General features: G+C 34.8%; 20 protein-coding genes and 1 tRNA gene. 11 read left to right on the top strand and 10 right to left on the bottom strand.

Annotation, left to right across the window (positions count from 1 at the left end; genetic code table 11):
• Positions 1 to 226 precede the first annotated feature (226 nt).
• The 3 genes from ACQH2P_RS05690 (at position 227) to ACQH2P_RS05700 (ending at position 2,193) form a co-directional block, all read left to right on the top strand.
• The gene (locus ACQH2P_RS05690) at positions 227 to 793 is read left to right on the top strand and encodes a helix-turn-helix domain-containing protein (RefSeq protein WP_425364115.1); all 567 of its coding nucleotides are present in this window, start codon (positions 227 to 229) and stop codon (positions 791 to 793) included.
• A gap of 153 nt (positions 794 to 946) precedes the next feature.
• Positions 947 to 1,642 carry a 7-cyano-7-deazaguanine synthase QueC gene (queC, locus tag ACQH2P_RS05695; RefSeq protein ID WP_425363391.1) on the top strand — a complete coding sequence of 232 codons (696 nt, stop codon included), beginning with the start codon at positions 947 to 949 and terminating at the stop codon, positions 1,640 to 1,642.
• A gap of 2 nt (positions 1,643 to 1,644) precedes the next feature.
• On the top strand, positions 1,645 to 2,193 hold the full coding sequence (locus ACQH2P_RS05700; protein WP_425363392.1) for a GNAT family N-acetyltransferase: 549 nt from the start codon (positions 1,645 to 1,647) through the stop codon (positions 2,191 to 2,193).
• 202 nt (positions 2,194 to 2,395) lie between these two features.
• Here the strand turns inward: ACQH2P_RS05700 and ACQH2P_RS05705 are convergent, their stop codons facing one another.
• From ACQH2P_RS05705 to erpA, 5 genes are all read right to left on the bottom strand, one after another.
• On the bottom strand, positions 2,396 to 3,718 hold the full coding sequence (locus ACQH2P_RS05705; RefSeq protein WP_425362593.1) for an IS5 family transposase: 1,323 nt from the start codon (positions 3,716 to 3,718) through the stop codon (positions 2,396 to 2,398).
• A 97-nt stretch (positions 3,719 to 3,815) separates the two neighbouring features.
• Positions 3,816 to 4,631 carry a tyrosine-type recombinase/integrase gene (locus tag ACQH2P_RS05710; RefSeq protein ID WP_425363393.1) on the bottom strand — a complete coding sequence of 272 codons (816 nt, stop codon included), beginning with the start codon at positions 4,629 to 4,631 and terminating at the stop codon, positions 3,816 to 3,818.
• A gap of 120 nt (positions 4,632 to 4,751) precedes the next feature.
• Positions 4,752 to 6,011, bottom strand: coding sequence for a tyrosine-type recombinase/integrase (locus tag ACQH2P_RS05715; RefSeq protein WP_425363394.1), 1,260 nt, complete (start codon positions 6,009 to 6,011; stop codon positions 4,752 to 4,754).
• A 489-nt stretch (positions 6,012 to 6,500) separates the two neighbouring features.
• Positions 6,501 to 6,576: transfer RNA gene (locus ACQH2P_RS05720), tRNA-Val, on the bottom strand.
• A gap of 238 nt (positions 6,577 to 6,814) precedes the next feature.
• On the bottom strand, positions 6,815 to 7,147 hold the full coding sequence (erpA, locus tag ACQH2P_RS05725; protein ID WP_425363395.1) for an iron-sulfur cluster insertion protein ErpA: 333 nt from the start codon (positions 7,145 to 7,147) through the stop codon (positions 6,815 to 6,817).
• Positions 7,148 to 7,544: 397 nt separating this feature from the next.
• On the opposite strand from erpA, the gene ACQH2P_RS05730 reads away from it, so the two are divergent.
• Together ACQH2P_RS05730 and argS are read left to right on the top strand one after the other, a co-directional pair.
• On the top strand, positions 7,545 to 8,696 hold the full coding sequence (locus tag ACQH2P_RS05730) for a deoxyguanosinetriphosphate triphosphohydrolase (RefSeq protein WP_425363396.1): 1,152 nt from the start codon (positions 7,545 to 7,547) through the stop codon (positions 8,694 to 8,696).
• A gap of 3 nt (positions 8,697 to 8,699) precedes the next feature.
• Positions 8,700 to 10,433, top strand: coding sequence for an arginine--tRNA ligase (gene argS / locus ACQH2P_RS05735; RefSeq protein ID WP_425363397.1), 1,734 nt, complete (start codon positions 8,700 to 8,702; stop codon positions 10,431 to 10,433).
• Between the two features lie 366 nt (positions 10,434 to 10,799).
• On the opposite strand, the gene ACQH2P_RS05740 is transcribed toward argS, so the two are convergent.
• Together ACQH2P_RS05740 and ACQH2P_RS05745 are read right to left on the bottom strand one after the other, a co-directional pair.
• Positions 10,800 to 11,846, bottom strand: coding sequence for an IS110 family RNA-guided transposase (locus tag ACQH2P_RS05740; protein WP_425362708.1), 1,047 nt, complete (start codon positions 11,844 to 11,846; stop codon positions 10,800 to 10,802).
• Positions 11,847 to 12,035: 189 nt separating this feature from the next.
• Entirely contained in the window at positions 12,036 to 12,164 is a 129-nt protein-coding gene (locus tag ACQH2P_RS05745) for a hypothetical protein (protein ID WP_425363398.1), read from the bottom strand.
• An 8-nt stretch (positions 12,165 to 12,172) separates the two neighbouring features.
• On the opposite strand from ACQH2P_RS05745, the gene ACQH2P_RS05750 reads away from it, so the two are divergent.
• Positions 12,173 to 12,334 carry a hypothetical protein gene (locus tag ACQH2P_RS05750; protein WP_425363399.1) on the top strand — a complete coding sequence of 54 codons (162 nt, stop codon included), beginning with the start codon at positions 12,173 to 12,175 and terminating at the stop codon, positions 12,332 to 12,334.
• Between the two features lie 440 nt (positions 12,335 to 12,774).
• On the top strand, positions 12,775 to 14,589 hold the full coding sequence (locus ACQH2P_RS05755; protein ID WP_425363400.1) for a DnaA N-terminal domain-containing protein: 1,815 nt from the start codon (positions 12,775 to 12,777) through the stop codon (positions 14,587 to 14,589).
• Positions 14,590 to 14,713: 124 nt separating this feature from the next.
• On the opposite strand, the gene ACQH2P_RS05760 is transcribed toward ACQH2P_RS05755, so the two are convergent.
• From ACQH2P_RS05760 to ACQH2P_RS05770, 3 genes are all read right to left on the bottom strand, one after another.
• Positions 14,714 to 15,607, bottom strand: a complete 894-nt coding sequence (locus ACQH2P_RS05760) for a transposase (RefSeq protein WP_425363013.1) — start codon at positions 15,605 to 15,607, stop codon at positions 14,714 to 14,716.
• Positions 15,608 to 15,686: 79 nt separating this feature from the next.
• A complete protein-coding gene (locus ACQH2P_RS05765) occupies positions 15,687 to 15,962 on the bottom strand; it encodes a hypothetical protein (RefSeq protein ID WP_425363401.1) in 276 nt (91 codons plus the stop codon).
• Positions 15,956 to 16,839 (bottom strand): IS630 family transposase gene (locus tag ACQH2P_RS05770; protein WP_425362619.1). Its coding sequence is split into 2 segments (ribosomal slippage): positions 15,956 to 16,516 and positions 16,519 to 16,839, totalling 882 coding nucleotides; the frame shifts between segments, so codons are not numbered across the junction. The genes ACQH2P_RS05765 and ACQH2P_RS05770 overlap by 7 nt, the downstream gene beginning before the upstream one ends.
• A gap of 185 nt (positions 16,840 to 17,024) precedes the next feature.
• On the opposite strand from ACQH2P_RS05770, the gene ACQH2P_RS05775 reads away from it, so the two are divergent.
• Genes ACQH2P_RS05775 through ACQH2P_RS05790 form a run of 4 tightly spaced genes read left to right on the top strand, consistent with a single transcriptional unit; the run spans position 17,025 to position 22,304 of the window.
• Positions 17,025 to 17,561, top strand: coding sequence for a hypothetical protein (locus ACQH2P_RS05775; protein WP_425363402.1), 537 nt, complete (start codon positions 17,025 to 17,027; stop codon positions 17,559 to 17,561).
• Complete coding sequence (locus ACQH2P_RS05780) at positions 17,527 to 19,110, top strand: palindromic element RPE1 domain-containing protein (protein WP_425363403.1); 1,584 nt, start codon at positions 17,527 to 17,529, stop codon at positions 19,108 to 19,110. Before ACQH2P_RS05775 ends, ACQH2P_RS05780 begins: the two co-directional genes overlap by 35 nt.
• A gap of 58 nt (positions 19,111 to 19,168) precedes the next feature.
• Entirely contained in the window at positions 19,169 to 20,734 is a 1,566-nt protein-coding gene (locus tag ACQH2P_RS05785; protein ID WP_425363404.1) for a coiled-coil domain-containing protein, read from the top strand.
• Complete coding sequence (locus ACQH2P_RS05790) at positions 20,727 to 22,304, top strand: portal protein (RefSeq protein ID WP_425363405.1); 1,578 nt, start codon at positions 20,727 to 20,729, stop codon at positions 22,302 to 22,304. The genes ACQH2P_RS05785 and ACQH2P_RS05790 overlap by 8 nt, the downstream gene beginning before the upstream one ends.
• Positions 22,305 to 22,310: the final 6 nt, after the last annotated feature.

Below are 22,310 nucleotides of genomic sequence, written 5' to 3' on the forward strand. Positions count from 1 at the left end.
TTGCCACGACCACTATGTGGTCTCGCAATGACGCCAAGGCTAAATACTAATCGGATAGCTAAACCAAAATATGTATTTTGGTTCTAAAAAATAGTCAGTAGTTACTGACCTCTTTTTTTTTGGTCTCATCCTATTTTTGCAGTCTAATATAATTATTTTGGGTGTGTCAAGAAAATATTCATGTTCCATGAATATTTTTGTTACAAAGTGCAATTATATTTTACCCATGGCTCTTGTTTATAAAATACAAGAATTTTTAAAGAAAAAATTCGACGAATTAAAGTTAGAAAGAAAGGATTTGGTACAGAAAACCAATATTTCTTATCCTACCATTTGTAAAATTATGAATTTGTCTCTACCTAACCCAGAAATAGGTACGATACTCAAAATAGCGAATTATTTTAAGTGTTCTATGGATGAAGTTGTAGGGAGAAATGAATATGTTACACAAGACAAGTATGAATTTATTGATATCTCTTTAAGTAATATTACTTCTAATTTAAGAAACTTTATTAATAATAAGCTACAAGAACAAAATTTAAATCCATATAAGTTAGGAAGATATATTGGATTCAGTGAAAATCCAATTCAAGGTTTTGTAAAAAAGAACAGCGTTCAAAAGAAGCTTAGAAGTGAAGTTGCCGTAGCCCTAGCAGATTATTTTCAAATATCACTAGATGAAATGATTGGTAGAATTGATCCTGCTGATGATGATAAACTCTCGTCATTGCGAGGAGGTGTGAGCCGACGCAATGACGTTGACCACATACAACTTTTAAAGTGTACTATCTAAAACCGCTTCCTCTTCTAACTTTCGACAGTTGTGACTAAAAAGTAGCTCCTGGCGATGACGTCGTTTGATGCCCCGACTTAACCCGGGACGCTAGTGGGAAGTTTTGTGGAGCCAATTCTTCAAAGCAGGAAGTATAATGGATAGAGGATTTTTATGAAAAAGGCAGTAGCTTTAGTGAGTGGTGGGGCAGATTCAGCTACAGTACTAGCAATGATGGAAAAGATGAATTACGAAATTCATGCCATGAGCTTTAACTATTCACAACGCAATAATGTTGAGCTTGAAAAAGTTAAGGAGCTAGTTAACAACTATAACATCAAACAGCATAAAATTGTAAATATTGATTTACGTAACTTTGGCGGTTCAGCTCTCACTGACGATGCTATAGAAGTTCCCAAATATAAAGAGCATAGTGAGTTACAGGATAATATACCGATTACTTACGTACCAGCACGTAATACCATATTTTTAAGTTATGCTTTAGGATTTAGTGAAATAATAGGAGCTCTTGATATTTTTATGGGGGTACACGCAACTGATTCCGCTAATTATCCAGATTGCCGCCTAGAATATTTAGCAGCTTTTAACAATCTGGCGAATCTTGCAACTGCCGTAGGAGTATCAGGCAAACAAATTACCATTCATGCCCCCTTAATAACTATGTCAAAAGGACAAATTATCAAGGCTGGTCTAGAATTAGGTGTAGATTATTCTAAAACGATTTCTTGTTATGATCCATCAGATGAGGGGTTATCTTGTGGAACATGTCATTCATGCTTAATTAGGCTTAAAGCCTTTGAAGAGAATAATGTAACTGACCCCATTAATTATAAAAATAAATTATCCTAAATATGCTTAATCAATCTATATACCATCAATTTCCTATATTAGACCTAGGTGATATAGTGCTTAGGGAATTAACCAGTGATGATTCAGAAGACTATTTTGCTTATATGAGTAAGCCAGAAATGCTACCATTCCTGACAGAACAAAATTGTCCATCGGATATTGCACAAGCTACTGACGAGATAAGATATTGGTCCAGCTTATTTTGTAATCATCGGGGATTTTACTGGGCTATTTCCCTCAAAGATACTAATAAACTTATAGGGACAGCTGGGTTTAATACCGTCTCTGCAATGCACCTCAAGGCGGAAATAAGCTACGATCTTGATCCTGCATTTTGGGGTAAAGGCATTATGCTAAAATCTATCAAAGCTATCTTAAGATTTATAGAATATGCTGGAATTGTTAGAACCCAAGCAACTGTTATAACTGACAATATCCGCTCAATTAATGTTTTGGAACGGTGTAATTTTGTTAAAGAGGGGCTACTCAAAAAATATGAGATTGTGCAAGGAATACATAGAGATTATTATATTTATGCTAGAGTACTGTAGTTTCTCATAGCTAGTCTCCCCGTCAAAAGTGCAAAAAATTCAAAAATTAGCACCTTAGCAAAAAATTTTTGTATAAAATTTTAGAGTTTAATTGTTCTGATGTAATTTTTTGATATAAAAAGATGATTTTTAGAAAATTTTTGCATGACGTTTTGTTAACGATTTTGTAATCGTTTGATTAATTTTCTTTATTTGCTAATTTTTATGTAGAAAAATTTGTTTTGAGCAGGTGATTAGCAATACACCGTAAGTTCAATCCTACAGCGGAAATTAACGGATTTATTATATCTCCTATTACTCCTTTTAAGTAATTTCTGCCAACTCTACCATAATGCTTAAGGTGTCCTATTATCGGCTCTATAGCACTTCTTCTCTTGATCATTGCCTTATCATCTGAGGATAGCTTCTTCTTGCAATATGGGCTATACACCTTGTCTTTTTCTTTAAAATTATTCCCCTTATAGCCTAAATCAACAAATGTCCTGGCTATTCCCACTCCTGTTAATTTCTTTACAACCTCTACAGTCTGCGATAATGTATGACCATCATATGGATTGCCATGAAATGATTTGGCCGCTAATACAAAATTACCTCGACCACTTACTGCTATCGAAACCTTGTTACCAAACTCATAGGGTTTGTTTAATTTCCCTTTACCTATGCACTCTACCTCCGGTGCGTGAAAACTATATAATACTTTATTATCCTCCTTATATCGCTCTTTCTCTGCTTTACTCAGTATAGATTGTGCCTGAATCTTTTTAATCTTATTTAGTATTTCTTGCTGCTTTAATGACAAACTTAACTTTGTTTTTGCTATTTCTCGCTGACATATTCTTATTAAACGACCCAGCAATATCTTTAAATGTTGCATTACCTTCTTACGTTTTTTGGCTTTACTATTATCCTTATATTTCCATAATTTTACTATGTCTTTTTTATATTGCTTGGCATATGTCTCATGTAACTTAATGCCTAAAGTATGACATAACTTTACTAGCTCTATTCTTGCCTTATCCATCAAATACACATCATGAGGATACTTAATATTCTTAATTTGTACTGTAGTATCAACGATTATCGATGCTAAGTCTTTTTTTTTAAGCACTCCGACTTTGCAACCAATTCTTGTTAATTCTTTTAATATCTCATTATATCCTTCTTCCCCTAATATAGCACGAAACCTTCGTATACTAGCTTCTGATATCTCAGCATCTTTCTGCAAATATTCCCAACCACAAAAATATTGCCAATATACGTTCTCTCTCAGCTCTTCTTCAGCTGCAGCATCTGACAGGTTATACATCGCTTGCAGCATAGTTACTCCAAGTAATAACCTGTGACATCTGCGATTCCTACCAAATTTCTTGATATTAACATTTGTCAATAACCATTCCTCTAAAACAGTCCAATTTATTAACGATCTTAATTTATATAACTTGTTATTAGGGTTTAATTCTTCGGTCAATTTATAACCAAAAAGCTGTCCTTGTTTTTGGGATTTTATTATATCTTCTATCGGCATAATTCATACAATCCATAAGGTTTCTGCCAATATTATAGCATTTTCTTATGGATTATCTAGATATTTTTACCCGCTAACCATATTATATATTATCCTTCTAGACTTTTGACGGGGAGACTAGATACCATGTCCTATTTTCAAAATTAATATCCTGCCATCTCATAGATAAAACATTACCTTTCATCGCTCCTGTGAATAAAAGCATTAAGAAAAAATCCGCCATTTTCTTATTAGGCTCGGCATTAATTGCTTCAAGAAACCTTGACATTTCCTCTTGGGTATTGATACATCTTCCTCTAACTTCTTCGTCATGTAGTTTAATAGACTGTGTTGGATTTTGTACTAATAGTTTCCATTCAATAGCCTTATTGAATATCGCCCTTAATAATACAAGAAATCTGTTAGCACTATATATACCTTTATTGCTAACATCATTAAACGTTTTCTGAATATCTTCACTGGTGATAGTAGAGATTTGCATTTTATAAAAATGTTCACCATATAAATCCATTTTAGCAATAATCTCTTTCCATCCCTTATTATGATGCATACAATGTTCTTTAATATATTTATCAAAGAGTTCTTTAAAGTTTAGCTCGGTTGTTCCATCTGATTTTTCAAAAGAAATAAGGACTTTACAAATACAAGCTCTCAGTTCAGCAACTATGATTCTTACTTCTTCTATAGACAGATCAGGGAAAGCACCTAGAGGAATCATTGTGCGTAAATAAAAAGCCTTGCTATCTTCAAGCTCACCACTATCTTCATTATATTCATCAATATCTTCGGACGTTGCTATTAGAATCAAGTCGTTGTCTGGGCTATCAATATAGACATCTTGTTTAGTTTTGCTTTTAGGACAAATAATTTTTTCTATAGATTCGTTAGTAAAATAAAATGAAGGGGGTGTCATATGCTAGCCTCATTAAATTGTTAGTTTCACTGGTGTTTTCACTAGTAGTGTTAGTTTTTTATTTATATAAGTTGGTTGTTGGTGTCATACTAGTAATGAGTTTCTATTGTTTGTTAATTACTATATGGTTAAGTTATCTTTATTATTTTTGTTATCGAAAATATGATCGGATTTTTCCATAAATTCTCTAACAGGATCCAAATTTAATCGTGCATAAATTTTTGTTGAATTAGGGCTTTTATGGTTAAGAGCTTTACCGATTACGTACTGACTTGCTCCAGCAATAGCCATCCAACTTCCCCTTGTTCTACGAAGATCATGTAACCTAAAATCTTTAAGACCAGCTCTTTTTAAAATTCTTTTCCACGCTTTTCTGGGTTCTTCTAGGTGTCCGCTTTTACTGTTATGATCACTTGGAAACACCCAAGGACATTGAGGATCACGTTGCTCATATCTTACTTTTAAGATTTCCATTGCTTGTTTTGATAAAGGCAGTACATGAGAAACGCCATTTTTAGTCTCAGTACCAGGTGTGTACCATGTTTTATTAATAAAACTAATAGTATCCCAACGCATTGCCAAAACATTGCTTTTCCTACCTGCGGTATGCAAAGACACAAGGATGTAGTCTCTTATTGTGTGGTTAGGTTCTTCGTTTACAGCATCAAAGAAGCGTGGTGCCTCTTCGACAAGTAAATACCTGTCCCTTTCTCTTTTCTTATGCCTTATAACACCAAATGTTGGATTTTTGTCTAATAACCCCCACTTCCTGGCTTTGTTGAACACAGCGTTTAACCTATCTAAAAATCTATTAGCACAATCTGTGCCTTTAAGAGTAATGTTATTAAAAATCTTTTGTATATCATCTCTAGTTATGGAAGAGATATTTTTAAGATAGAGATGGTTGGCTTTGTTATTCATTTCCGCAATGTCACCTTTCCAACCTTTTGTGTTATGCATGGCATAATCATTAATATATTTATCAAAAGCCTCTTTAAATGTTGTCCCCTGTTTTTCTTGTTGTAACTCTTGAGCTTGGGGTAAAGTAGGATTTATTCCTTGGTCAAGCTGATTTTTTAACTTTGCCGCCTTTGTTCTTGCTTCTGCAACAGAAATATCATCAGGAGAGGAGCCTAGTAATTTATTATGAAAAGAACCTAGTCTAATTTTGTAAGGTGTATTATTAATTGTTTTGCTTAGAAAAAAACTTTTAGTTCCTAAATATGATACATTCAGAACTAGCCCTTTTTCTTTGGTATCTCTATAAACATGTTGGACAATTTTAGGGCGGATAACTTTACCCTTACTATCTTTTTCTGCTTTAGGAGAAATAATTTTTTCTAAAATCTCTTTAGTGAAGTTAAATGAATTGTTTGCCATAGATACCTACCTTGAATCATATTTATTAGGTAAAAAAACTAACCTAGCTCAATCTAATTGTCTTAAAGTTAATTCATATTTAAAAATTACCGCTGATAGAAATAGTTTGCAAGAATTAATTTATAAAAATGAGAATTAAAATAATGAAGTGTTTAAAAGTAGTATCTTTATAAATTGAATTATATTTTTAGTAATTATACTAGGCTAGGCAATTATTTTTAAAATAGTAAAACACTCAATTTTAAGTTGATTCAGTGCATTATCGATGATAGAAATATTAACTATTATTTAGTTGTATATCTCAATAAGGAAGTGCTTAAAAGTAGCGTTTTGATATGTAGCCAGTATGTAATTCTTCCGCCAGAAAAACCTACGAATTTATTGTGAATTGACAAGTAATAAAATTTCCTATACTATTAAAACTTAATCTAATTAACCGGAGGAAACAGTATGAGTATCAGCTTTTTAACGAAGATACCACTAAATACTTGGTGGGCGATGACAGACTCGAACTGCCGACCCTCTCGGTGTAAACGAGATGCTCTACCAACTGAGCTAATCGCCCTTCCCCTTAGCTTAAGGCAGATATTGCATCATTTTCTCAAAAAAATCAAGTTATTTCTAAAATTATTGTTGGTAACAAGGTAATTGTCCGAAAATAGAGTATAAGAATCTCTCAAATTAAAAGATAGAGGTTATGCCAAATAGGACAAAAATATTGTAGATACTTCTAATAGATATTAGTTTGTTATGGATAAATACTAATTGAGTTAACTATACAAACAAGTGACAGGTAATTGGGGTTACACAGAAAAGGAATTGCCACACCCACACTTAGTTTTTGCATTGGGATTTCTAATTTCAAAATAGGAGCTGCCTAACTCTTCGATAAAATCTATTATACAATCAGCCATAAAAGGTTGTGATATCGCATCGATAACCACTTTAGTATTATCTTTTTCTATAACGTAATCATCTTTTGTTATGTCATCACTTGGAACCAGGGCGTAATTATAAACAAACCCAGAACATCCCCCTCCATCAACAACTACTCTAAGAACTAAATTGGGATTATTTTCCAATTTGATTAACTCACTCACTCTTTTAAAAGCATTACCAGTAATTTCTATTGACATGATTTTATATTATTAAATATCCTTAAAATAATCCTAAAAACCTAATTTTGCAAGAGCTTCATTTAAAAACCTTGAAAAGCTCGGTAGGTGATTCTATACTATAGCTAACCAAGGCTAACATTACTTCGTCTATTAGCGAAGAAGTAGCGAAGCAATCCAGAAAAATGAGAATGATTAGATTTGGATTGCTTCGTTGCCGCAAAGCGGCTCCTCGCAATGACGTCTTAAAAGCACTTCTGTCATTGCGAGACCACGTGAGTGTAGAGGCAATCCATTTTTAATCACTTTTCTGGATTGCTTCGTCCGACCTATGGTATCCTCGTAATGACAACTTATAACAATATCAATAACCTATTTGGATTAGTTATAAATATGGTTAATATAGAGGAGTTAATTTATGCTTGCTTCATATGCAGTAGATCCCACCAATAGTAGGGGAAGATTGTTTAACGAATATTCTACAGCTTATAGAAATGAATTTGAACGAGATCATGATCGTATAATTCATTCAAAGGCTTTCAGACGTTTGCAATATAAAACCCAGGTTTTCATTAATCATGAAGGGGATCATTATCGGAATCGTCTTACTCATTCGATTGAAGTTTCTATGGTAGCACGTTCTATTGCTAGAAATCTTAATTTATCAAGTGATTTAGCAGAAGCCATAGGTCTTGCTCATGATCTTGGGCATACCCCTTTCGGGCATGCAGGAGAGAGAGCTTTAAATAAGTGTATGCAAGATTATGGTGGATTTTCCCATAATGCTCACTCATTAAAGATTCTTACTAAAGTAGAGAAAAGATATGCGGCTTATGATGGATTAAATTTAACATGGGAAGTGCTAGAAGGAATTGTCAAACATAATGGTCCTTTAATAAATAATATACCTGAATATATAGTAGAGTATGATTTACAGCATAATCTTGACTTAACTCGTTATTCCTCAGCTGAAGCCCAAATTGCTTCGTTAGCGGATGATATTAGTTATATTTCCCATGATTTAGAAGATAGTGTTGGTGCCAAGATTATTGACTTTAATCATCTAACGGAAATTAAATTTATTGACCAATATGCTTTTGACATTAAGTCTCAGTTTGAAAATATAACAACATCTCGACTTATTTATGAAGTAGTACGTAAATTGATCAGCGATTTAATTGCTGATTTACTACTGCAAACAAATAATAATTTACAGAAACAGAAAATAATTACAACAGATGATATACGTCATCTTGATTATCAGCTTGTTGATTTTACTGATGAAGCAAAAGATCGTATAATGGAAATTAAACAATTCCTGTATGATAAAGTATATAGGCATAATAAATTGACTTCGATGGTTTTAAAATGTCAAAGGATAGTAGAAGAGTTATTTAAAATATATATGGATAATATTGATTTATTACCATTTAGTTGGAAAGAATTAATTATACCAGGGAATATAAAATCTAAAGCTAGTATAGTAGCAGATTATATAGCTGGCATGACTGACCGATTTGCTATTCAAGAGCATCAAGAACTTTATTCCTTCAATTCTAATAATATTTGATTTATGAATATATTTAATAAATTACGTAACGATATCATTAGTGCAGGCAGACAAATATGCGATAATGATGATGTGTTACAATTGGCAGTTATCGAAATCCCTAAAGATAAATTTAATGGGGATCTTTCAAGCAATATAGCTATGATTATTGCGGCAAAACAAAATGTTAAACCTAAAGATTTAGCCATTAGATTTAAAGAAATATTAACACCTTTACCATATATTGCCTCTATAGAAGTTGCTGGTCCAGGATTTATTAATTTTACTATTAAAGCCGATATGTGGCATAACTCTATTAATGACATATTGCTAGATAGAGAAGATTTTTTTAAGATTAATTTTGGCAATAATCAAAAGGTCAATATTGAATATGTCTCTGCAAATCCAACAGGTCCTTTGCATATTGGTCATGCTAGAGGGGCTGTTTATGGTGATGCTTTAGCCAAAATTCTAGATAGTACCGGCTATATTGTTACCAAAGAATATTACCTTAATGATGCCGGTTCTCAAGTGGATGACTTAGCTAATTCAGTTATTTTACGCTATAAGCAAGCATTAACAAAAGAAGAAATCGTAATACCAGAAGGGCTTTATCCTGGAGAATATTTGGCAGATGTTGGGCAAAAGTTGGTAGAGAAATTTGGAGATAAATTATTAACAATGGCGGATAGTGAGCGTCATGAACTTGTTAAGGAGTTTGCAATAGCAGAAATGTTAGCGATGATTAGGCAGGATTTAAAGGATCTAGATATTGAACACGAGGTGTTTTTCTCGGAAAAATCACTGCATGATAGTGGCAAAATTGAGGAAGTTGTTCAATCTCTTACTAAAATGGGGCTAATATATGAGGGACAGTTACCTCCACCTAAAGGCAATGTAGATGAGCCTTGGGATTCAAGAACTCAGAGATTGTTTAAATCTACTGCTTTTGGCGATAATCAAGATAGACCAATAGAAAAATCTGATGGTAGTTGGTCATATTTTGCCTCTGATTTAGCTTATGCTAAGGATAAAATAAATCGTGGATTTGATCATCTAGTTTATGTTCTAGGGGCAGATCATTGTGGTTATGTCAAAAGAATAGAGGCAATAGTTAAGGCTCTTGGTGGAGAGAAAGTTAAAGTTGATGTTAAAATTTGCCAATTAGTAAATTTCGTTGAGAATGGTATTGCGGTAAAAATGTCGAAACGTAGCGGTAATTTTACTAGCGTGCGAGATGTAACAAATGAGGTAGGTAAGGACATAATAAGATTTATAATGTTAACCCGTAAGAATGATATTACTCTTGATTTTGACCTAGCAAAAGTAAAAGAACAATCAAAAGAGAATCCAGTATTTTATGTGCAATATGCTTATGTTAGAACTATGTCTATACTGGAAAAAGCTAAAGAATCTATGCCAAAAGCATATAATAAATTCTTAGAAAAAGAGTATGATTTGTCTTTACTTTCTACTGAAGAGGAAATTGAGATAATTAAACTGCTTGCTTCATGGTCAAAAATTTTGGAAGTATCAGCGAAATATTTTGAACCCCACAGAATAGCTTTTTATTTGATTAATTTAGCTTCAAAATTCCATACTCTATGGAATTTTGGCAAAGAAAATAATGATTATCGGTTTTTAATTGAAGATAATATAGAGCTAACTGTTGCCCGCCTTGCTTTAGCAAAGTCTATTCAAAAGATTATAAAAGTTGGTTTTGATGTTATAGGGGTAACTCCTATGAATAAGATGTAGTTTATTCGCAGTCATCCTGAACTTGCTTCAGGATATATAGCTAACCCGAATAAGTTCTTGATATTATGTCATATATGGACGAGTGAATTTGTCAATAAAGAAAATAAAAAATAGAGCCACAAAGGAAGCGGTCATATATTCGGCATCGAGTGCCATAATGGTTTCTGCATTCTTCTAAATATCCTTGAGTAACCTCTCATTCCCACGGCTTCTAGAGCCTCGACATAATTGCGGATTTTGTTCAGAATACTTATTTCATTAACTCTTTTACTTTCGTTCTCTTTATTGTTACTAACTTACTCGCAATATTTACCAATTGCCATTCTTTTGCTTAATTGACATAAATTATCCTTCTTGCCAACAGCGCTAATTTGCGACATACTCGCTGCCATTGGTAACTACTGCATAAGCTATTCTAGCTAATTTATTCGCTAAACCAACACATATAATATTATATGATTTGTTTTCAGCAAATTTCTTCACTGCCCACTGAACTAGCTTATCTTTTGATTCTTTATCGCTTTTGGCTCTTATTGCTATTGTTCTTGCAGCTTGAATCAACATAGTTCTAGCATATCTATCACCTTGTTTGCTAATTCCTCCTAAAACTATCTTATCTCCTGAGGTGTATTGTTTTGGCACCAAACCAAGCGACGCAGAAAAATCCCTCGGGGTTGCGTAATTTTCCATTGGTGCTACGCTCAAACAACTAGCATTGATTGCTCCAATCCCAAAAATTGTCTGCAACCTAATAGCTTTCTCATTCTGTTTATTATTACTGATTATCAGCTTTTCTAAAGTTTTTTCTTTGTTACACAAATTCTCAATTTCTTCACATTCTAAAAGTAAAATTGACTGTACCCCAGAAGTTATATAACCTTCTATATACGCTAATTCTACCTCCGACTTACATGCTTTGCAAAATTTATTTTTGCTTAATTTTGTATTATAACCATATTCATATAAACTTGATATTGTAGAATTAGTTTTTTGTACTCGATCTCTGATCGTATTACTTCGGATTTTATGCAAAAATTTTATATCTTGTTCCTCTTTGCTTTTGGGTAACACATCTTTTAGCTCTGGATCGCGAGCAGCTTTACATATTGCTAAGGCATCGTTATAATCATTTTTCTGCCTCGATGTTGCATAAATTTTTACATCTTTTGTTTTCATCAACTTAACTTGCAAATCAAGCTTGTTAATTTCTTGCGACCAATAATTACCTCCTCCACATGCTTCCATGACCACCAGTGAACTTTTATTGAGATTGTTTAAACATCCTATTAACTCATCTCTTTTAACTTTTTGATGACCGACTTTTTTGCCATTTTGATCAACTTGCACCAAGTGCATAATATTTTTTGCTAAATCTATTCCAATTATACTATTTTCTATGCTATTATTTATCATGGTATGGACCTATTAATTAAATTGTTATTTAATTTGGAGCAACTGAAAAACATTTTTCACCAGACTCCGTACAAGTAAAGCATATTTCGCTTCACTCGTCCATACCATCATTCCCGCGTAGGCACACTAGTGTGCGAATGCAGGAATCTAAGATCCCGCAACTGTCGAAAGTTAGAAGGTAGAGAGGGTTTAGAGGTCATCATGGCAGTTTAAAAGTTGCGGGAAAATAACTGGCGTCATTGCGAGGAGGCGTGAGCCGACGAAGCAATCCATTTTTGTGTTAACCTTATGAAAGCAGGTATCTATAGTTATGCCCATAGGATTAGGTGATAAAGAACATAACGATTGTAAGTTGTCATTCCCGCGTAGGCAGGAATCTAGATACCTGCTTTCGCAGGTATGACACAAAGTTTGTACCACCTAATTCAATAGGTTTCACTATAGATTCCCGCTTACGTGGGAATGACAACTTACAATTGCTTCGTTGACCTACGGTTCAGGGCAGTTTAAAAGTCGCAACTAATGATATAAGAATCTGTTTTAAGAAATGCATAAACGTCATTGCAAGGAGCCGCTTCGCTACGACACGGCAATCCAAAAAATTGCAACGGCAAAAATAAAACAGCAGGCTGTTTATTTGGATCGCCACGCCACTTCGTGGCTCGCGATGACGGTTATTCGTTTCTATAATCTAGTATTTTATATCATTAGTTGCGACTTTTAAACTTCCCTGCTACGGTCTTCCTCGCAAGAACAAAGGGTGTGGTTTAAAATTTTCCGCCCAACCAGCATGTATATTACCGTTCCAACTATTGTCTAATTCCATCCAAAAACTTCTATATTGTTTTTTTAGTGTTTTTTTGACAAAATCCCTCAAATTTGACCTACAAAACAGTCTATTTTTAACCGTTTCTCACGGGGAGGAAATATGACAGAATCATTAACTTTTTCCGACGGTTTAGTTGAAAATGCTGATACTATTTTCTATAACATAGTCGGTAATTTCGTCCCGCCTGAATGGCGAAACCTTACTAATAATTGTGGTAAGCAATTAACTAAAACTTCTCGTCAACTTCTATCTTTGATAGTTTCTTGTATAAAAACTGATAACCACAACAATACACTAGAACTACAAGAAAGCTATCATTTCTTCGAGAAAGAACTAGAAGTTTGTCAAAAACGGGTTAAACAATGTCTAACAGAATTACAAACAAGTGGGTTCATTGATTTTACTTTAATTACTACTACGATTAAATATAACATAAAATGTCGCAATACTTTATGTATCAAACTCCTTAAGAAATTTATAAATTTTCGTAAAGCTAATAATAGCTCTTATCACTTTAATTATACAAATAGTCAATTTAGCCATAAAAAAATTTCCACTCAACCGGAAAAAATTTTCCACTCAACTGGAAAAAAATTTCAAAAAAACGCATCTATATATATATCTATAATATCTAGATGCGGCAAAAAAAATTGTTCTTGTGGACAAAATTGTGGACAAAATGTGTCAGAGCCTGAATCAACTGAGGGGCAAAACCTTAATTTACCGCTTGAGGTAGCGACAAAAAGAGGTGAACAAAGTGTGACAGAAATTGAGTCAACTACGGAGCAAAGCTGTAATTTGTCTCCTGAGGTAACGATAAGTTCAGATGAACAAAATGTGTCAGAGCCTGAGTCAACTGAGGAGAAAAGTTTTAATTTACCTATGGAGGTAACGGTAAGCTCAGTAAGTGAAGCGTTACCCTGCAATTCCACAGACGGCAATTCCGGCGATGTAGCTCCAACCGATGACAAGTCAGACCACGATTCAGATTCCGATTCAACAGGTATTTCCTCAGGGAGTAGCGGGGTTGAGCAAGAGGCAAGTAAGGACTCATCAAGTTGGATTAGCAATATTGCCAAAAAGGCTAAAGGCTGGTATTCACCTAAGAAGCTAGAGGAGTTTTACCCATTGACCGAAGAAGATGCCGCTTGGCTAAGAAGGAGAACAGGTCGTGATTTCAATTTGAGTTTCATGAACAAGCTGTTAATTAAACATAGCGTGGATTCTCCTAATAATCTCTTTCCTTGTAAGGCAGCAGTATTGAATTACATGAGAAAAAGTTTGATTCATGAAATGCGTCCACCTTCTGTGGTAAATAACCCAAGCTTTAACTTCAAGCTGGACAATACTACCAAGGCAAGAGAGGCTTATTTACGGAAGGTAGAAGCTAGTAAGGGTGTTAACCCACTGAATCAGTTGCAACGCAAGATCGTTGGAGCTTTTAACCCTGATACTGCTTATAAATTGCTGACTAGCTGCAGTTTCTTTGGAGTATATGACGATGAATACAAGATTGATTTAGCAGATATCTCTTTGTCAGAACCTGATAAATGCACATTGCTCAATAAAGTGCAAGAGGTATATGGCAAAGAGGTTCTGCAATTGCGTATTACTAACAAAAGAATTCCATCGGATTATTATTTAGAGCTAAGTGGACTAAACCCAGAGTCAGTGTGGTATAAAATAAGGCAATATTTGTTAAAGTTATACGGTGAGAACTTGGACAAATCCTGGTTTAGCAAGTTAGAAGCAGTTGAAGAAGATACGACTTGCAATAAGATCACTCTCAAACCAACCACTGCCTTTATTGGACACTGGATTAAGACTAATTACAAGAAAGCTTTGGAAGATGCTTGCAGTAGCCAGAATTTTACTTTTGAGTTGATGGAAGTCGATAGAATGGCAGGACTGTAAGCTATGGCAAATAGAAGAAAAGACTAATTGTATTCAGCAAGAAAAAATGATTACAAAGAAGTTAATAATAATCAAGAGTTATTTAATGAGGATTGAAAACACTATAAAACCACTACAATGCCAATTAAGAGCAAAACCGAGTTTGCATCATGAATAGAGCTACCGAAATTTTACCAAAAACATGTACCATAAGCCCATTGTAAGATCTGACCTTACTAGCTATTTGTATATTGGTCTTTTCTTCAATCCAATTAAATAGCGACTCTATGGGTTGCCTCACGCTTGATATTGCACTGGATAGTAGTCTATCTGCCGCATCTAACAATTCCTGCCCTTTAGCTTTCTTAACCGGGGTGTATAGAGTAATACCACCTTGATCTGCAACTGGCTGATTCCCTGTTTGATAGGCTTTGTCTGCGAAAACCCTACTATTTTCTGGTAATTGCTTAGATAATTCCTCATAAAACCTTATATCTGCAGTACCAGCATCCGTTATTCCAAAATATTGCGGTATAGGCAAGTATCCCTTTTTGTAACTTCCCGCTGCATGTAATTTAATCCCGTAATAATGGAGTTTTTTAGTTGCACAGTAACCATTATTAGTCGCAATCTCTGGAGCTATTTTTGCGTTAAATCTTCTACCTCTATGAGCTAATATTATTGGCATAGAATCCAAAAGTAATGGATAAGACTGATTATAATCTTTTGGAAGTTGGTGATAGAGAGCTGTCATTAAACCGCTAAACAGATGAGAAACTTTATTTAATCTCTGTACAAAAGCTACATAGCTTGGTAACGCTTTAAACCAGTCACGCAAGTGCCTATCGGTATATTCATAAATTTCCTTAACTGTATGGCGTTTACTCATAATACCGAATATATAGATTGTCATAACCTCTTCATCCGAGAAAGTTAAATTTGAATAATTAGAAATACGTGCCATGTTTTTTCTTAACTTATGTTGATATTCTTTGCAAATAAATAGGTAGAGTGATATTAATTGTGATTGCCAATCCATATAAAATGCCATTTTACGTTGAAAACAAAGACATTTTATCTATTGGATTGGTACTTTTCAAGCATTCACTTAGTCTTCTTCAGCTCTTAATTCGCATTACAGAAGGTTTTTTGAACTTAGGGAAGATGAGAGTAATACACCTTGTAGCCACAGCACCACATTCCTCTGAAGAAGATGGGGTTATACTAAATTCGGCATTTGTAGCTATTTTGGTGAGATTTTTAGCAGTTTTTGTCACTTTTTTACATTTTTTTGCAAAAATTGCCCACAAAATCACCCGGGGGGTGTCCGTGGCACAAAATGGGGTATAGGGGGGCGTTTTGTAAAATTTTTTTTGAGGTATAGCACTTAACATATAGGTTCATACATTATTTTAAACGTTCTACAACTTGCCTCAAATACAGAAATACCTTTATCTAATAATTTTCTAATGTTATTTTTTATCGGAAACCAATGATGTTCAATAGGATTTAAATCAGGGGAATAAGGTGGTAAAAATTTTAGTTTGCAGCCAGCTTTTTCAATTAATTCTTTAGCCCTTTTGGATTTATGAAAGCTTGCATTATCAGCAATGACAACCTGTCCAGGCTTTAGCTCCGGCACAAGGCAATTTTCTATATAAGCTTCAAATACCTTACTATCACAGCTCCCAGTAAAGACTAGTGATGCGATTAAACTATTCTGATTTAACGCACCAATAAAACTTGTTCTTTCACTACGTTTTCCCGATTTACTCCCATTACAACGACTTCCTTTCATTGACCATCCATATTCATATGATTCATTATCATTTATGCCCGCTTCATCAAGATAAACACGTCTCTCTATCGGCACTTTTTCTAATTCACTGAGAAAATCTTGTCGCTTTCCTTCATCTCTTTCTTTATACGCATATGTCTTTTTTTTCGAGTAATGTTGAGTTTCTTTAAAGCTCGGCTGATAGTCATTATACTTGCAACATTATCTAATTCTTTTGCTATTTCTGTAAGCGTTAACGAGTTACCCTTTTCTACTAAATGACGCAACTCCGATAAATCAGGGATTTTATGACCATATCCTTTCTGGTATCCCTCCTTTGACTTTATATCTCCAGTTTGTTTCTTTAATCTAATCCAATCATAGATTATTGACCGACTAATTTTAAAGGTTTCGCATGTAAGTGCTACTTTCTTATATTTCTCATAATGTTCTATAACTCTAGAACGTAAATCGTAACTGTAGGGGGATGCCATATTTCTATTATATAATTTTTTTATTATTTATCATTATAACTTATTTGAATCCATATGTTAAGTGCTATAATTAATCACTTGTTATTAAAAATTTTCACTTTTTTAGTTTTTATTTTTCAAGTAGTAAAAAACCTGAAAATCAGTTATAATAGAGGTTATTACAAGGGATTTTTAAAGAGTTCTATATGATTAAAAATTATGGTTTGTTCGAAAAATATTTAGCAAAGATATCATCCAGTACCATCAGTAAGTTTGGTTCAATAGAGGATATCTCTAATTTCCTATTATATCTTTGTGAACATGGTAACATTGTTATTGCAGCTAAGAAGGCCGGTTGTATCTCACCACTTAGGTTGCATCGAGTTATTAATAGCGATAAATATCTAGCCAAATGCGTCAATTTAGCTTTAGCCATTGCGGTAGATAGAGCAGAAGGGGTGTTATATGATAGGGCAATTAATGGTTATGAAGAAGTGACTTATAACAAGGACAATCAGGCAATTGCTACTAAGAAAAAATATTGTTCTAAGTCATTGTTGGAATATCTTAAAGCCAATTCGCAAAAATATCAAACGAGGAAGCATGATGTTAGTTACCATAGGAAAAATAGTGATGAAGGTGAACAGGTAACCAAAGCCCAAGAAATGTCAAAAATGATAGATGTAGCTAATTTTGAAATAGAATCATATGAAGCAGAATACGCAATTGCCAAAGGGCAGTAAGCCCAGAGTGATGAAAACTACTAGTAAAGCTAAAGCCAGCAAAGAGGTTCCTAGCTCTACGGGTATTAGGCTTTCTGCAAAAATCGCTTATGCTGAGAAATTTGAAGGAAACGCTTCACCTCGAACCGCAGCGTACTCCAGTGTACGTGAGGATTCGAGTACCGCATTGACGTCCAAATTACCAGCAGAAGTGGAGTTTTGCAGAAAGCCTAATAAGTTTCCGGTGGACTGGTCGCCCTACCCATTTCAACTACCTTTGTGGAGATATTTATACTCTGGTGGGAAGAAAGCTATAGCAATTTGGCATAGAAGAGCTGGTAAGGATATTATGGGTATTAATTGGATCACTGCTAGTGCCATTCGGGAAGTTGGCATTTATTGGTATGTTTATCCTACCTATAATCAAGCTAAAATGAGTATATGGGATGGTATGACACTATCAGGGCGTCCTTATATGTCATTTATCCCTAAAGGGATTATTGCTCGTAGTCAGCAATATAAGCAACGGATATTATTTAAAAATGGCTCAGTGATTCAGTTTGTTGGCAGTGATCGTTATGCTACTATCAGGGGTAGTGGTATTAAGGGAGCGGTTATCTCAGAGTATTCTTACCATGATCCACGAGCTATGAGCTGTGTTATAGAGCCGATGGTAATTCGTAATAATGGCTGGTTGCTTTATTTATATACTCCTTCCGATAATCCAAAACTGACACATGGTGAAGAATTATACCGAAAATACCAAGATAACCCGGAAGTATTTTGCCAGATAAAAACTATTGAAGATACTACCGATAATGAGGGACAACCACTAGTCGATAAAAACAAGTTAGTTTCTGTTGATATGACTAATGAAGAGATTCAAAGAGAGTTTTATTGTGACTTTGCTGCCTATCGTTACAAAAGAGCTGATCAGGGTGGTACTTTTGTTGAACAATTACGGCTGGCTGAAAGTCAGGGGCGTATTGGCTATGTGCCATTTGATGCAAGCTATCAGGTTAATACTTATTGGGATATAGGTATTGTTGATTATACGGTGATTTGGTTTGTTCAAGAGAAACAAGACTATATCGATATAATCGATTTTTATATGAATAGGGGCAAAGATTTGGAATTTTATCTTAATCATTTAAGAACTAGACCGTATCAATATGGACGTAATGTATTGCCCCATGATATGAGTAGAAGGCAAATGCCGACTTTGGATACTCGGTTACAACAAGCTAATGAAATAGCAGAAAAAGTAGGCTTTTCACCATTTGCTATTGGTAGGAAATATTTACGGGAAGAGATGATAACTAAAGTAAGAAGTTTGCTAGGTAGGTGTCGAATAGATGCCGAGAAATGTCAGCGTGGTATTAACGGTCTCTATGAGTTTGATGCTACTAAAAGGGGCGTGCATTCTAGCTCCTCGAGAGCTACTGATATAACCGAGAGCTTTTGTTATTTAGCGATGGACGTTAAAACTGGTAATGAGCAACAGCAATCACAATATAATATATCACAATATCGTAAAGTGGTGAATGATTATAATGCTTTGGAGAGGTAAGTAGGATGGGCGGAAGTAGTATAAATATAAACAACTATAATATGGATGAGGTAGTATAATGCTTCCATTGTTAGCAGCCCTAGCTGTAAGTGCAGGGTGTGTTGGAGCCTATTGTAGCGATACTGTTTCTAAGGGTATTATTAGGGGTATTACTAAGATTCCTGGTGTCAGGTATCTTACTGGTGCTGATTTAGCAAGGCACAAGCGTAACTATGAAGAATCACGCATTCGCTATAATAATTATGCTCATGAAGCACAAACTACTATCAATAATCTATCTGGCGAAATACAGCAATCGATGCAGGGTTTACGTTCTCTAGAAGGGCAACAATACCACTATAGCAATAGAAGCTATGAGATGGAAAACCAATTAAATCAGTATGCTAGCCAATATGATAATAACTTAAAGAATATAGAAGCCCAAAGAGCTAGGTTATCTTCCTCAGCTCAGCAACTTAAACAATCTTTTGAAAGCTTAAAACAGAAGGCTCCAGCTCTTGAAGCAAGAATGAGAGAAGTGGAACAACTACCGGGTGTCTTCCAAAATCTCTACGATCGAGTAGCCCAGCAGAAAGACAGTTTGCGAGGTTTAACTGAAGAAGAAGCCGGCAGTGCAATTGCTAAACATCAGCAAGATGTTGAGTCATTAAAAAAGCAACGTCAGGCAATAGAAGAGAAAATCCGTTATTCTATGAATGATATTACCAGGGAACATAAAAATATAAGTATGGAGAAAGCGGAGCTTGAGCATCAGTTAGGTAACTATCAAGCAAGTCAAGATCGTCTATTGCAAGATACTAGTAAATTTGATCAGGCAAGATATCAATTAACCAGCATGATTGACCAATATAAACAACAGCAAAACAGAGCAGAACAAATAGAGACTGATTATGCTAGTCGGCAATCACGTATTGAAGGTCTACAAGATAAGTTAAGGAGTTATAGTGGATCTGCACAAAGCCAGTTGGATAGCTATGCTCACGATGTAAAGTGGCGGGCTGGAAAATATGAGAAATCAGCTGGAATCACTGGTTTGGTACAGGGGGGAGTTCTTGGTGCCTTAACTTTTGGAGCTACTATGGGACTCGCAGGACTCGCAGGATTCGGAGGACTCGGAGCAGGAATAGCTGCTGGGACAGGTTCAGGGTTAGTTGGTATTGGTCATTATATGAACACATCAAATATTGCTAATAAACTGGGAAACCTTGAAAAAATTGATCTTGCTAATAACCATCAATATGATGGTATGTCAGGCAATTTAGACCAAATGGCAAGATATGGTAGATCAGGACTAGAAAAAATGCCGATAGCTGAGCTTGGTGGTTTAAAACAAGCAGTAGAACATTTTAACATGAGGTCAGTACCTAGACTACAAGATTTACCGAAATTATCTGAATCTCTGGGCAAGATAGTCTCACTTAAAGATATTGAAGGATTAACCCTTGGTTTGCCTAGCATGACTGCAGCTAGTGGCAAGAAATATAACTACGAGGTGTTATATGATAACGAATTTATCAAGAAGCTCAAGAAAGTGTCAAAGAAGCTTGGCGAACCATATTTAAACCCAAACTCAACCATAAATCCAAACACAAACACACGTAATATGGTAACAGCATATGGCTGATAATGATTTAAACAAAAAAATTGAATATTTTGACAGTCTCAAGAGCAAGAGGGAGAAATGGCATCATATATGGGATGAGCTGAAGAAATATGTATGCCCACAAACTGAGAGTAATAAAGTAATATTTGATTCAACTTCTATTTGGTCAAGAGAGCAATTAGCATCAGGTTTACAAAGCTTGTTGGTAAACCCAGCAATGAACTGGTTTAACCTTACTATAGTTGCTGAAAATGACGAGCAGCAGGAATATTTAACCACCACTGAACGCAACATGCTAGCCCAAATGCTAGAAAAAACTCTAATGGATATATTCAATAATCCGGCTTCTAATTTTTATAATCAGATTCATCAGTTTTTCTTGAATTTATCAGCCTTTGGTACTGCGATATTTTATGTTGAAGAAGATTTAGAATTAGCACAAACTCTGTTCTTCCGTAATATTAATTTACAAGAATGTTATTTTGAAGAGGACAAGTTTGGTTTTGTTAAGACAATGTACCGACTCTTTAGCATGCCGATAAAATCGGCATCAGCTAAATGGGCAGACTTTGCCCCTTTCAAGGAAAGGCTAGCCAAAAATCCTGATGAAATAGTAGAAATATTGCACATAGTTAGCCCGCAAGCTCAAAATCAGAAAAATAAAGGCAGAAAATCAACGGCAGCTAGCCCCTCAACATCTAGTTCATCAACATTAGAGTATAGCTCAGAATATATCTACCTAGCTGAGCGAAAAATTATTAGTCAATCAGGCTATTCTTATTTCCCATTTTTTGTGACAAGGTGGGTAAAAGAAGAAGGTGAAGTATATGGCTATGCTCCAGCTCATCATGTGCTACCTGATATTAAACTGCTCAATAGTTTAAGACAAATCACCCTGAAAGTAGCCCAGAAACAGCTAGACCCACCATTATTAGTACCAAAAGACGGATATTACTTACCGCTCTATACTACGCCAGGCAGTGTTAACTTCTATCGCAATGGTATGGCAGATAAAATAATACCACTAACTGGTATGGAAAATATTTTGCCTACTGAGATCGAACAAAATCAATGTCGCGATGCCATATATAAGGCATTCTATATCGATATATTCAGGATGCAAAAGGAAAACAAAGAAATGACTGCTACCGAGGTGCAAATTAGGACAGAGGAGCAATACCGTTTAATGTCCCCAATGGTTGGTAGAATTGAGAGTGAGTTGTTAAATCCGTTAATCATGGCAATATATCAGACGCTAATCAAATATAACAGAGTACCGATCTTAGAGGGAGCAAATAGCCCGCCCGAGATAGAGATTGAATATGTTTCACCACTATCCAAGGCACAGAAAACATCAGCAATATCTAGCGTTGAGCAAGTATTAGGTTTCTTCCAACGAAGTGGTATCAGTAACTTTTTTCCTGAAATCTATGATAATATTAACTGGGATGAATGTTTTAAACTATTTTTTGAGCTGAGAGGGGCCCCAAGTTCAATCCTTAAGAACGAGCAAGAAGTATTACAAATCAGACAACAACGTAAGATGATGCAAATGCAACAGTTACAGCAGCAACAACAGATACAAGGGTAAGGAAAC

The organism is Candidatus Tisiphia endosymbiont of Hybos culiciformis (assembly GCF_964030975.1).
GTDB lineage: Bacteria > Pseudomonadota > Alphaproteobacteria > Rickettsiales > Rickettsiaceae > Tisiphia.

Coding starts and splice junctions, on each gene's coding strand:
- ACQH2P_RS05765 (WP_425363401.1), bottom strand. CDS start 15,962: ATGTTAAGTGCTATACCTCAAAAAAAATTTTACAAAACGCCCCCCTAT.
- ACQH2P_RS05760 (WP_425363013.1), bottom strand. CDS start 15,607: ATGGATTGGCAATCACAATTAATATCACTCTACCTATTTATTTGCAAA.
- ACQH2P_RS05745 (WP_425363398.1), bottom strand. CDS start 12,164: ATGGGCATAACTATAGATACCTGCTTTCATAAGGTTAACACAAAAATG.
- ACQH2P_RS05705 (WP_425362593.1), bottom strand. CDS start 3,718: ATGCCGATAGAAGATATAATAAAATCCCAAAAACAAGGACAGCTTTTT.
- ACQH2P_RS05715 (WP_425363394.1), bottom strand. CDS start 6,011: ATGGCAAACAATTCATTTAACTTCACTAAAGAGATTTTAGAAAAAATT.
- ACQH2P_RS05780 (WP_425363403.1), top strand. CDS start 17,527: ATGAAGCAGAATACGCAATTGCCAAAGGGCAGTAAGCCCAGAGTGATG.
- ACQH2P_RS05785 (WP_425363404.1), top strand. CDS start 19,169: ATGCTTCCATTGTTAGCAGCCCTAGCTGTAAGTGCAGGGTGTGTTGGA.
- ACQH2P_RS05775 (WP_425363402.1), top strand. CDS start 17,025: ATGATTAAAAATTATGGTTTGTTCGAAAAATATTTAGCAAAGATATCA.
- ACQH2P_RS05740 (WP_425362708.1), bottom strand. CDS start 11,846: ATGATAAATAATAGCATAGAAAATAGTATAATTGGAATAGATTTAGCA.
- ACQH2P_RS05790 (WP_425363405.1), top strand. CDS start 20,727: ATGGCTGATAATGATTTAAACAAAAAAATTGAATATTTTGACAGTCTC.
- erpA (WP_425363395.1), bottom strand. CDS start 7,147: ATGTCAATAGAAATTACTGGTAATGCTTTTAAAAGAGTGAGTGAGTTA.
- ACQH2P_RS05730 (WP_425363396.1), top strand. CDS start 7,545: ATGCTTGCTTCATATGCAGTAGATCCCACCAATAGTAGGGGAAGATTG.
- argS (WP_425363397.1), top strand. CDS start 8,700: ATGAATATATTTAATAAATTACGTAACGATATCATTAGTGCAGGCAGA.
- queC (WP_425363391.1), top strand. CDS start 947: ATGAAAAAGGCAGTAGCTTTAGTGAGTGGTGGGGCAGATTCAGCTACA.
- ACQH2P_RS05700 (WP_425363392.1), top strand. CDS start 1,645: ATGCTTAATCAATCTATATACCATCAATTTCCTATATTAGACCTAGGT.
- ACQH2P_RS05710 (WP_425363393.1), bottom strand. CDS start 4,631: ATGACACCCCCTTCATTTTATTTTACTAACGAATCTATAGAAAAAATT.
- ACQH2P_RS05755 (WP_425363400.1), top strand. CDS start 12,775: ATGACAGAATCATTAACTTTTTCCGACGGTTTAGTTGAAAATGCTGAT.
- ACQH2P_RS05690 (WP_425364115.1), top strand. CDS start 227: ATGGCTCTTGTTTATAAAATACAAGAATTTTTAAAGAAAAAATTCGAC.